This window comes from Cetobacterium sp., from assembly GCF_048470075.1.
Lineage (GTDB): Bacteria > Fusobacteriota > Fusobacteriia > Fusobacteriales > Fusobacteriaceae > Cetobacterium_A.
On sequence record NZ_DBGBQB010000060.1, the window covers coordinates 1 to 7,622 of the forward strand.

The following is a 7,622-nucleotide window of genomic DNA, read 5'->3' on the forward strand; positions in this document are numbered from 1 at the left end:
ATTATGAAATAAAAATGAAAAATAATCTGTAAAAATTTTTGGAAGATACAGCTCTTCTATTAAAAATTTATAAATATAGCAACAAAGTGCACGTTTTCTATCTATATTCTTTCCCGATAAAAAAACTCCCTTCCCTGTATGACTTTCAATAGTTAAATAGAAATTGTCCACTTCACTTTTAATGTCAACTAGGTCTCCATTTAATGTCCGCCTTGAAACATCAAGTTGTTTTGAAAGATTTTCTAAATTTAAACTTCCATCAATAAGAATCTTTAAAATTAGAAAAAAAACTCTTTCCTCTTTAGAAATAACTTGAACTTTTTTGAGATCAGAAAAAAGACTTTTGTATTTTAAAACATCTTTCATCATTACTTCTAATTTGTTTGTTTTTTGAACGTTGGGGATTGAGTTATAAATATCTTTAATATGAAGATTCAAATTTGCTTTTGAAAGTTTTAAAAATGATTCTAGGAAGTCAAGATTTCTTCCCCCGGTAAACTTTAAGAGGCTTAAAACTCTTAAATGTTTTGAATAAATTGTTGTTGGCATAACTTCCCCCCCTTTTTTTTAAATACATGGGTTCATTATAGAGTATAAAAGTTCAGGTGTCAAACAGTTTTGAAAAAAAGTTTTAAAAAAATAAAAATTTTTCAAGTAGAAAAAAATAGATTATATAGCGTATACTATTTTCAAAATATAAAATTTCATTTTTTATGAAAAAAAGGGAGGGAACATGATGAGAAAAGTTTTATTAGGAACAATACTATTAAGTTCAACACTTTTAGCGGCAGAGCTATCATCAATATCTGGGGAAACAACAGCAGTTTTTGCTAAAAAGGAAAAGAAGACAGATAAGCCTCTCATATATTTAGCCGAAAATTTTCATGAAATGGCTACATTACCAGGATTTACTTTAATGTCTCCATCAGGGCTAGTTTCATCTTATGGAGTTGTTTTTGCAGGACTTTCTGGATTGAAAGATGAAGGAAATACAGACGGAGCTTTTGCTCTTGGAATGGGATTCGGAGACTCTAACACAGTTGGTGGAGCGGTATCAGTGGGAATTGGAAGTGTAGATCCTAGAGATGGTGGTTCATTTAATAGAGGAACTTTAAATCTTAATGTGGGACATCATTTTAAAAAATATGGATTAGGATGGTCAGTTGGTGTATCTGGAGTGGATTTATGGCATGCAACTGGAGCAGATGGAGATAATCAAGATCCAAGTTTTTATACAGCAGTTACAAAGTTATGGGCAAATGATTATATCCCTATGGCTATTACGGCAGGATTTGGAAATAACTCATATGCAGATATAAATATAGAAAAAAGAGATAGGAAAGATGAAGTGGATGGATTTGGAGCTATTGCTTTTTATCTAATACCACAAGTGAGTTTAATTGTAGATTATACAAGTAATGTTCTATCAGCAGGATTTGGTATAGTTCCATTTCCAGATTATCCAATATCTGTGAATTTGGGAGCTACAAATATAAATGAACAGGGAGCTAAAGATACAAAGGAAAGAACTGCATTTATTGCATCAGTAGCTGCAGCTTACGTATTCTAATTTAAGGAGGAGTTAAAATGAAAAAAATTTTATTGTTAGGAATGCTTCTTACATCAAGTGTATTGATTTTTGGAGCAGAGGAACCAGATGACGCACCTCTTTCTAAAAGTGATTCATTTTTAGTAGCATTTGGAATGAAAGATTCTCCAGTTGTTGGGCAAAATACACCAGCGGCAGCAACAGTGGCACACTCTTCAGCCCACGCATCATCTACCTCACTTACAAGCATACAAAATACACCATATAGAAACAAATAAAAAAAATACTGAAAGCAAAGCAGATATAATTAAAAGTGAAAAGCTGTTCAGATGGACAGCTTTTTTTATAAAAAATTAAATTGGAGCGAGGGATGAGAAAAAAAGAGGATTTTTATGAAGATGATTTCTTTGAAGACGATGAGGGGTTAGACTTGATGGATTTGGTATTCACCCTTCTTAGAAGATGGAAATTGATTACATTGATAGCGATACCAATATTCGGACTAGGAATTTTCTTTGCAATGACAAGACCAACTGTTTATAAGGCAGAGATGACAATGATGGTATCAAGTGGAAGAAATTTTAGTGCTACTTCATTAGATGGTGGGGAGTTATCTGTAAATCAGAAGTTGGCAACAACCTATGCTGAGATTGCTAAAAGCAGTGTGATTTTAAAAAATGTCATAAAAAAATATGATTTAGATGAAAGTTTGAGAGGATTACAAGGTAATGTGACAATATCCCCAGTTGAAGACACAGAGTTATTACAATTGACATATAGAAATAGAGACCCTGCATTGGCAGCAGCAGTGGTAAATGAGATTGGAAATGAGTTTATACTAAAAGTTCGTGAAGTTATGAACTTTCAAAATATAAAAGTTGTTGAACCAGCTGAAGTTCCAAGAGAGGCCTTACCTAAGAGACGTATTATAATTCTTGCAATCTCCTTTGTATTGTCAGTTATGACTGGATGTATGACAGCTTTTATAGTGGAATTTTTCTTTTGTAAACTTAGAAAGCCAAAAGATATTGAGAAAATTTTAGGTACAGATATGCTTGGAATGGTTCCAGACTTTAATCTTTCTTTGGTGGATGGTGAAAAAGATGCAGAATAAAAGACAGATATTTTTTAAAGATTCTAATAATCATGAGATGAATGAAGCTCTTAGAGTGATTAGAACAAATCTACATTTTTTAAATGAAAAAGAAAATGCGAGAACAGTATTGGTAACAAGTACAGTCCCTAAGGAGGGGAAAAGTATAATAGCTTCTAACTATGCAATGAGTATAGCTATTACAGGAAAAAAAGTTTTATTGATAGATTGTGATATTAGAAGGCCTAGAGCTCATGAAAGCTTTGGAGTGTTATTTAATAGAGGGTTAGAGTCAGTATTATCGGGGGAGTGTATTTTAGAAGATGTTATTTTACGGGGTGTTGAAGAAAATTTAGATATAATTCCAACAAGGAATGTAGCACACAATGTAACAGAGCTTTTTTTAGGGGATAGAATGAAAGCGCTTTTAGAGGATTTAAAAGAGGAATATAACACAGTAGTTTTAGATACACCACCACTTATAATAGCGAGTGATGCAGCAATACTTTCAAAACATTGCGATGGGGTCGTTTATGTTGTGGCTTATGATCAAGTGGCTAAAAGAGAGTTAGAGTTTGGAAAAACAATGTTAAATAATGCAAAAGCTAATATATATGGATTTGTTGTAAATAAAGTGGATAAAAATGGACTTTCATATGGAAATTATGGATATTATAATAACAACTATTCATACTATAAGGATTACTATACAGAAGAGGGAGAAATCATTTCAAAAAGTTATAAACCTCAAAAAGGGTTAAAAGGTTTTGTTGAAAGGTTAAAAAGAGATTACAAAAGACAACTAAGTGGAGACCAAAAGGGGAAAAAATGGTAGATATTCATACACACCTATTATTTGGTGTTGATGATGGCCCTAAAACATTAGAGGAATCTATTGAAATGATTAGAGAGGGGATGAAACTTGGATTTAAAGAGTTCTATTTGACCTCTCATTACAATAAAAAAGAGTACTACAATGAGGATTATGAAAAAAATTATGAAATTTTAAAAAAAAAATGTGAAGATTTAAAACTAAAGGTAAAACTACATAGGGGAAATGAAGTTTACCTAGATGAAAATACAACTAGAGTTTTAAGTGAAAAAAAGTTTAATACGATAGGAAAAGAGTTTCTTCTGGTAGAGTTTTCACCACTGACTACAACTTTAGTGGGAAGAAAACTGTTAAAAAAAGTTTTAAATGAAGGATTTGTACCGATATTAGCTCATGTAGAAAGATATAATCTCTTTAGGGGAAGAGATTTAATACAGCTAAGAAAACTTGGAGTAAAACTCCAGGTAAATATTACAGGGGAAAAACCAAAACATATAGTTAAATTATTAGAAAATGGACACATTGATTTTTTAGGAAGTGATGCTCATGGAGTTGAAAAAAGAGGGTATGTTTGGAGTGAAGAGTTAAAATATATAAATAAAATGACTACTTTTAATGGGGTTACAAAGGAGGATAAGGGGCATGAGAAAAGGCAGTTTACTAATGGGAATTTTAGTTCTTTCTTTAGGAGCATATTCTCAGGAATTAGGGCTAGAAGAGATTCTAAAAAGAGTTGAAACTAATAATCCTGAGATTAGAGTTAAAGAGTTAGATGTAAAGATAAAGGAAAAAGGAAAGAAAAAGGCCTTTAGAAATCTGATTTTACCACCTGTGACAATAGAGAGTGAAAATGATTGGGAGACAGCAAAAAATGAGGGGTTTGGATTTGAAAAAATAGAAGCGACAATACCACTTTTTCAAGGTGGAAAGATGATGAATACCTATAAAAAATCTAAGAGTGAATTAGAGTTATCTAAAGCGGAGAAAATACTAGCTGTATATTCTTGGCAGGAAGCTGGTGTAGATGCATATTTTTCAACTTTGAACTACAAAAAGCAACGTGAAATAACAGATTTGACAATCGCTGCATTACAGAAACAACGTAATAGACTTTCTGGCCTATATAAAGAGAATAAGATGATAGCTAAATCTGAAGTTTTAAAAGTTGAAGCGGATTTAGAGAATAATAGAGCTTTAAATTTTGAGAATGCGCAGAAAGAAAGAGCTTCTAAAGAGGTATTGATGCAACTTCTTGGATATGATTTAGATAGACAAGTGACATTGGAGGAGTTTAATACTGTAAACTATTTAAACTCTCTTGGAGATATAAAAAAGGTTAAAAATCCAAAAGATACAACTCTTGGGAAAAAAGAGAGCTTAATGGTGGATTTAGCTGAGTATGATCTAAAGATTACTAAAGCAGATCTTTATCCAGTGGTATATATAAAACCATCACACAGATTTAAAGAGGAAAATTTAGATACAAATAAATATGAAACTGTAAATGAGGGGAGAGTAGAGCTTGGAATTACATATACTTTTGCTTGGGGAGCCACTTTAGATTCTGTAGATCAGAGTGAATATAAATTGGATCAGGCTAGAATCATGTATGATAATAATATTCAAGGAATAGAGCTAGATATGAGAAATAAACTTGGAGAGATAGAATCTCTAGCAGGTCAAAGTGAGGCTCAAAAGAAAAGATTAGAGCTACTGAGAGAAAACTTAAAAATTGATAATTTAAGATATGATAATGAATTGGTAACAACTTTTGACTACTTAAACTCAGTAAATCAGTTAAGAACAGCTGAAGAGGATTACTATAAACTTCAGAGAACGCTGGTTTTAGCTGTGATAGAGTATGAAAATCTATATAAGTAGGGGAGAGATATGAACAAAAAAATAATGATAGGTGCTGTGATAACAGTGTTAATTCTTGGCGGATATGTCACAGCAAATAGAGTATCTAGAAAAGAGGTAAAAGTTTCTAAAATAGAGATTGGAAATCTATCTAGTTCAATACTTTATGCAGGAGTAGTTGTACCTGGAGAGGTTATTCCTGTATATGTTGAAGCACCAGTATTGGTCGAATCAATATTAGCTCATGTGGGACAAGAGGTTCAACCAGGAGATAAGCTTATGACTTTTAGTAGTAAAAGTGTAATTGAAAATGATAAAGAGCTCAGAATAAATGAGTTAGATATAAAAGATATAAAACTTAGAATAGCTGATCTTGATGGAGGGTCATTAAAACTAGAACTGGACAATCGAAAGTTAGAGATGAGAAATTTGGAGGAGAGAATAAAGGGAGATGAAAGAAGACTTCCGGTTTTAACATCAGAAACTAGAACTTTAAAGGAGAAGGTTGAGGCTTATAAAAAGTTATTGGCTGCTGATGGAGTTTCAAGTACAGAAGCTAATAGAGCTATAACTGAAGCTGATAAAAAGATGGTTGAACTTGAAGATTTAAAAACATCTTTAGACTTAAATAGGCAAAAGTTTGAACTTTCAGCTGTAAGTTATGAGAGTTTAACGAGAGAGTTGCAAATTGAGGAAGCTAAATTAAAATCAAATTTAGAAAAATTACAATTGAATCAAGAGATTTTAAAACGGCGTGCTGAACAGCTTAAAAAACCACTTGAAGCACCAGTAGCAGGAGTTATTACAACAATAGATGTAACTGAAGGAAGCAATATGATGAGTGGGCAAAGACTTTTAGCCATTTCACCAAAGGGCGAAAGTACAGTAAAAGTGGAAGTGCCAATGTACCAAGCGAGTACTATTTTACCAAAACAAAAAGCTATTGTAAAAAGTTTATCATCAGAGGGAGATTTAATATATGATGGGGTTGTATCCAGAGTCTCTAGTATAGCAAGAGAAAGTATATTAGGTGGAAAAAATGATAAAGTTATAGAGATTGAGGTAAAGGTATTGGGAAGCACTAATCTAAAACCTGGATTTTTAACCGATGTTGAAATAAGTACTAAAAGTAATCGTAGTGTTGCAACTATATCATCCTTTTCTGTTATAGAAGAGGCAGATAAAAGGTTTGTATATATAGTGGATGAAGGAAAAATTCGTAAGACTGAAGTTAAAATTGGAGCAAAGACATCCACTGATTATGAGGTGCTGAATCTACCTATAGGAACAGAGGTTGTGATAAATCCATTTAAAGTTTCAGATGGAGAGAAAGTAAAGGCTGTGATCTGATGAAATTATGGCTAGCATTTAGATTTCTAAAGGGCAATTTAGGAAGGGCAGCATTTCCCTTGGTAGCAGTTATAGTAGGGGCAACAACCCTTATTATGACCTTTTCTCTTGGAGATGGAGTAAAAAGAGTTATAGATAGAGATTTATCAGCTATAGGAAAAAATAGGATTCTTATAGGTGGAGAGTCATTGAGTGATAAAGATTTAGAGCTAGTAGAGAGAATGCCTTTTGTAGAATATGCAATTTTTCCAGAAAAAAGAAGATTAGCTGGAGATGTTTTATTTAGAGGTTATAGTAAAAAAGCTTTAAATGCTATCAATTTACCAACTCTTAAAGAGGAGGAGGTAGTTTTAGATAAAGATCAGTTTTGGGATACGGAAGTGGGGGCAGAAGTAGAACTCGAAACTGGATTGGGAAAAAGAAGATTTATAATTAAGGATTTGTATCAAGAGGAGAGTCCATTTGAAACTGTTAAAATGGGCAATAGAGTCATAGTAAGTGATGAAACTTTTGAAAGAATCTTTGGAAGGAGTAGCTACAATAGCTTGATAATCTCCTTTCCACAAGATGAAGATGGGGTGGAATATATACCAGTGATACTAAGAGAGCTGAATAGGTCTCGGTTTAGTTACAACCAAATTAAGGTTTTAGAACCCCCAGATATCTATAAAAAAGTGGAGAGGATAAAGAGTTTTGTAGGAAAAGGACTTTTTATCCTCTCTTTTATTTCTTTAATTGTTGGCGGTATTGGAATTTTAAATTTAATAGCAGCAGCAGTAAGAGAGAGAAGTTCATACATAGGTATACTAAGAGTGTTGGGAATGGATAAAAAGAGTTTAATGGAAGTGTTTCTAATAGAAGCAGCGGTGGTAATAACTTTAGGAACTGTTATAGGAATAATTTTTGGAGTTATAATATCATATTTAACTGGAAGTATA

9 protein-coding genes are annotated in these 7,622 nt (G+C 32.5%); 8 read left to right on the forward strand and 1 reads right to left on the reverse strand.

Going from position 1 to position 7,622, the window contains the following annotated elements:
* A partial coding sequence (locus ACMOUI_RS02105; protein ID WP_418964096.1) for an HTH domain-containing protein occupies window positions 1-549 on the reverse strand: 549 nt, incomplete at its 3' end.
* 187 nt (window positions 550-736) lie between these two features.
* On the opposite strand from ACMOUI_RS02105, the gene ACMOUI_RS02110 reads away from it, so the two are divergent.
* The 8 genes from ACMOUI_RS02110 to ACMOUI_RS02145 form a co-directional block, all read left to right on the forward strand.
* Entirely contained in the window at window positions 737-1,570 is an 834-nt protein-coding gene (locus ACMOUI_RS02110; protein WP_418964097.1) for a hypothetical protein, read from the forward strand.
* Between the two features lie 17 nt (window positions 1,571-1,587).
* Complete coding sequence (locus ACMOUI_RS02115) at window positions 1,588-1,827, forward strand: hypothetical protein (protein WP_418964098.1); 240 nt, start codon at window positions 1,588-1,590, stop codon at window positions 1,825-1,827.
* Window positions 1,828-1,919: 92 nt separating this feature from the next.
* Window positions 1,920-2,663 (forward strand): YveK family protein, encoded by a 744-nt coding sequence (locus tag ACMOUI_RS02120; protein WP_418964099.1) that lies wholly within the window; start codon window positions 1,920-1,922, stop codon window positions 2,661-2,663.
* The gene (locus tag ACMOUI_RS02125) at window positions 2,653-3,477 is read left to right on the forward strand and encodes a CpsD/CapB family tyrosine-protein kinase (protein WP_418964100.1); all 825 of its coding nucleotides are present in this window, start codon (window positions 2,653-2,655) and stop codon (window positions 3,475-3,477) included. The genes ACMOUI_RS02120 and ACMOUI_RS02125 overlap by 11 nt, the downstream gene beginning before the upstream one ends.
* A complete protein-coding gene (locus tag ACMOUI_RS02130) occupies window positions 3,471-4,211 on the forward strand; it encodes a tyrosine-protein phosphatase (RefSeq protein WP_418964101.1) in 741 nt (246 codons plus the stop codon). The genes ACMOUI_RS02125 and ACMOUI_RS02130 overlap by 7 nt, the downstream gene beginning before the upstream one ends.
* Window positions 4,117-5,355 (forward strand): TolC family protein, encoded by a 1,239-nt coding sequence (locus ACMOUI_RS02135; RefSeq protein ID WP_418964102.1) that lies wholly within the window; start codon window positions 4,117-4,119, stop codon window positions 5,353-5,355. Before ACMOUI_RS02130 ends, ACMOUI_RS02135 begins: the two co-directional genes overlap by 95 nt.
* Window positions 5,356-5,364: 9 nt before the next feature.
* Window positions 5,365-6,684: an efflux RND transporter periplasmic adaptor subunit gene (locus tag ACMOUI_RS02140; protein WP_418964103.1), complete on the forward strand. Its 1,320-nt coding sequence runs from the start codon at window positions 5,365-5,367 to the stop codon at window positions 6,682-6,684.
* On the forward strand, window positions 6,684-7,622 hold a 939-nt coding region (locus ACMOUI_RS02145; RefSeq protein ID WP_418964104.1), incomplete at its 3' end, for an ABC transporter permease. The genes ACMOUI_RS02140 and ACMOUI_RS02145, both read left to right, overlap by 1 nt.

Coding starts and splice junctions, on each gene's coding strand:
- ACMOUI_RS02110 (WP_418964097.1), top strand. CDS start 737: ATGAGAAAAGTTTTATTAGGAACAATACTATTAAGTTCAACACTTTTA.
- ACMOUI_RS02115 (WP_418964098.1), top strand. CDS start 1,588: ATGAAAAAAATTTTATTGTTAGGAATGCTTCTTACATCAAGTGTATTG.
- ACMOUI_RS02120 (WP_418964099.1), top strand. CDS start 1,920: ATGAGAAAAAAAGAGGATTTTTATGAAGATGATTTCTTTGAAGACGAT.
- ACMOUI_RS02125 (WP_418964100.1), top strand. CDS start 2,653: ATGCAGAATAAAAGACAGATATTTTTTAAAGATTCTAATAATCATGAG.
- ACMOUI_RS02130 (WP_418964101.1), top strand. CDS start 3,471: ATGGTAGATATTCATACACACCTATTATTTGGTGTTGATGATGGCCCT.
- ACMOUI_RS02135 (WP_418964102.1), top strand. CDS start 4,117: ATGAGAAAAGGCAGTTTACTAATGGGAATTTTAGTTCTTTCTTTAGGA.
- ACMOUI_RS02140 (WP_418964103.1), top strand. CDS start 5,365: ATGAACAAAAAAATAATGATAGGTGCTGTGATAACAGTGTTAATTCTT.